We start from the raw sequence: 3,137 nt of genomic DNA, 5'->3' as shown, positions 1-3,137 counted from the left end.
GGAGGGAAATATCCCCCCTACCCCCCTTGCTAAGGGGGGTGACAAGGCGTCTTGCGTCTTGCGTCTTGCGTACGACGTACGACGTAGGACACACGACGCACGACCCGCACCCCGCGTTCAGCACGCAACCCTCCCCCATGACATTTGTCACCGCCCGGCGCTGACCTTTGGCAATACCCCCCTCCCTCCGGCCCTGCGAGACTGCGGCCTGGGAGGGATTCATGGTTCATAGCCTCACCGACGTCGTCCACAAACCCCCGGGCCCGGCGGTGCTCGAGCGGGTTTCCAAGCATTACGGCAGCGTGAAAGCCCTCGAGGACGTGAGCCTCGAGGTGGCGCAGGGCGAGGTGCTGGCCCTTTTGGGCCCAAACGGCGCGGGCAAGACCACCGCCGTGAGCCTGATGCTGGGGCTGATGCGGCCCGGCAGCGGGCGGGTCGCGCTCTTCGGGCAGGACCCGCGAAGCCCTAGGGCGCGGCAGCGGGCCGGGGCCATGCTCCAGCTCTCCGGGGTGCCCCAGACCCTCCGGGTGCGCGAGCTGGTCGAACTCTTCCGCAGCTACTACCCCGCGCCCTTGCCCCTGGAGCGCGTGGCCGAGGCCGCGCAGCTGGGGGGCATCCTCCACCGGCTCTACGGGCAGCTCTCGGGCGGGCAGAAGCAGCGCGTCCACTTCGCCCTGGCGGTCTGCGGCGACCCCGACGTGCTGTTCCTCGACGAGCCCACGGTGGGGATGGACGTGGAGTCGCGCCGGGCCTTCTGGGCGCAGGTGCGCTCGCTGGCCCGGGCGGGCAAGACCGTCCTGCTCACCACCCACTACCTCGAGGAGGCCGACGCGCTCGCCGACCGGGTGGTGGTGCTCGACCAGGGCCGCGTGATCGCGGAGGGCACCCCGGCCGAGATCAAGGCCCGCACGGCGGGCCGCCAGATCCGGGCCGTGACCCGCCTGAGCCCCGAGGCCGTGCGCCGGTTGCCCGGCGTGACCTCGGTGCAGGCCAAGGGCAACGCCCTGCAGGTCCTGGCCGTGCGGGCCGAGCCGGTGGTGGCCGAGCTGTTGCGGCTCGACCCGGGCCTGAGCGACCTCGAGGTCACCGGCGCCGGGCTCGAGGAGGCCTTCTTGGCCCTCACCACCCCCGCCACGAAGGAGGCCGTGCGATGAACGCCCTGAGGATCTTCGCCCTCGAGGCCAAGTACGAGTTCCTCAAAAGCTGGCGGCTGCCCGTCTACTCCCTCTCCACCCTGGCCTTCCCGCTGATGTTCTACGCCATCTTCGGGCTCTCCTTCGGCAACCAGAGCGCGGGGCCGGTCAACACCGCGACCTACATGCTCGCCACCTACGGGGCCTTCGGCACCATCGGCGCGGCGCTCTTCGGCTTCGGGGTGGGGGTGGCGGTCGAGCGCGGGCAGGGCTGGATGCGGCTCAAGCGGGCCTCGCCCATGCCCCCGCTGGCCTACTTCCTCGCCAAGATCGCGCTGGCGGTGCTGTTCGGCGCCCTCATCGTGCTGGGCATGACCCTGCTGGGCACGCTGGCGGGTAAGGTCAGCCTCGAGCCCCTCACCTGGCTGCGGCTCTTCGGCGTGCTGCTGCTGGGGGTGTTCCCCTTCTGCGCGTTGGGCCTGTTCTTCGGCTACGTGCTCGGCCCCAACTCGGCCCCCGGCGTGCTCAACCTGGTCTACTTGCCCATGGCCTTCGCCAGCGGGCTGTGGGTGCCCGTCGAGGCCCTGCCCAAGGTGATCCAGAGCGTCGCCCCCTTCCTGCCGCCCTACCACTACGCCCAGCTCGCCCTGGGGACGCTGGGCGCGGGCCGCGGCGAAAACCCCTGGCTGCACGCCGGGGTGCTGGCGGGCTTCACCCTGGCCTTCCTGGCCCTGGCGCTGTGGGCCTACCGCCGCGACGAGGGCAAGACCTACGGGTGACAGCCGCGCGTGGCTCGTGGGCAGATCCACTCCTTTGCCCTGGTCGCCCAGAGCGCCGACCCCGCCACGGCCCTACAATGAACACGATGCCCAAGCCCCGAACCGCCGTCCCCGGCCTGGCCGCCCCCGCGCAGGAGGACGGCTGGGCCAAGTACGGCTACCTGGTGTACCTGGTGAGCCTGCTGCCCCAGGCGGTCTTCGACCCCGGTTTCGGGCTGCCCAGCGTCCTGATCACCCTGCTCTCGGTGGCGGCGTTCCTCCCGCTGTACCTGCGCGGCTGGAAGAGCCGGGACGGGCGCTTGCTGGCCTACGCCTGGGCCATCTTCGGGCTGGGGGTGGCGGTCACGCCGTTCAACGGGGGCGCGGGGGTCTACTGGGTCTACGCCGCCGCGGCGGTGGCCGGGCTGCAGCCGGTGGCGAAGGCCCGCCGGATGGTGGGGCTGTTCACGCTGCTGGCCGCGCTCTGGGCCCTCGCCCTTCCCCTGCTCCTGGGCACCCCCTGGCCGCAGGGCAGCGCCTACTTCTTCCCGGCGGTGTTCTTCACCGCCTTCATCGGCCTGCTCAACGCCTCGACCCTCGAGCGCGAACGTTACCAGCGCCAGTTGGTGCAGGCCGCCGAGGAGAACCAGCGCCTGGCGGCCGTCGCCGAGCGCGAGCGCATCGCCCGCGACCTGCACGACCTGCTGGGCCACACCCTCTCGGTCGTCACCCTCAAGGCCGAGCTCGCCGCCAAGCTCGCCGAGCGCGACCCGGCTCGAGCCGCCCGCGAGATGCGCGAGGTCGAGCGGATCAGCCGCGAGGCCACCGCCCAGGTGCGCGAGGCGGTGCAGGGCTACAAGGCGCGGGGCCTGCAGGGCGAGCTCGCCGGGGCCAGGCTGGCCTTGGGCGCCGCCGGGATCCGCTTCGAGTACTACGCCGAGCCCCTCGCCCTCTCCCCCACCCAGGAGACCGTGGTCGGCATGGCGTTGCGCGAGGCGGTGACCAACGTGATCCGCCACTCGGGCGCCGCCCGCTGCGCCGTGCGGCTGCTAAAGGGAGCAGACCGCGTCGTCCTCGAGGTCGAGGACGACGGCAGGGGCGGCGTGCTCGAGGAAGGCTCGGGCCTGCAGGGGATGCGCCGGCGGGCCGAGGCGCTGGGGGGCGGCCTGGAGTACAGCGGCGACGGCGGCACCCGGCTGCGCCTGTGGCTGCCCGCGGCCGACCCCGGGCGTGCCCTCCCCCCGGC

General features: G+C 72.5%; 3 protein-coding genes. All 3 read left to right on the top strand.

Annotation, left to right across the window (positions count from 1 at the left end; translation table 11 throughout):
* The first annotated feature begins 221 nt into the window (after positions 1 to 221).
* Positions 222 to 1,154: an ABC transporter ATP-binding protein gene (locus tag Mterra_RS20100; RefSeq protein WP_119316720.1), complete on the top strand. Its 933-nt coding sequence runs from the start codon at positions 222 to 224 to the stop codon at positions 1,152 to 1,154.
* On the top strand, positions 1,151 to 1,912 hold the full coding sequence (locus Mterra_RS20095) for an ABC transporter permease (protein ID WP_119316719.1): 762 nt from the start codon (positions 1,151 to 1,153) through the stop codon (positions 1,910 to 1,912). The genes Mterra_RS20100 and Mterra_RS20095 overlap by 4 nt, the downstream gene beginning before the upstream one ends.
* Positions 1,913 to 1,998: 86 nt before the next feature.
* The coding region (locus Mterra_RS20090) for a sensor histidine kinase (RefSeq protein WP_147372969.1) at positions 1,999 to 3,137 on the top strand (1,139 nt) is incomplete at its 3' end.

This window comes from Calidithermus terrae (assembly GCF_003574345.1).
GTDB lineage: Bacteria > Deinococcota > Deinococci > Deinococcales > Thermaceae > Calidithermus > Calidithermus chliarophilus.
This window is presented reverse-complemented; position numbering and strand designations above follow the sequence as displayed.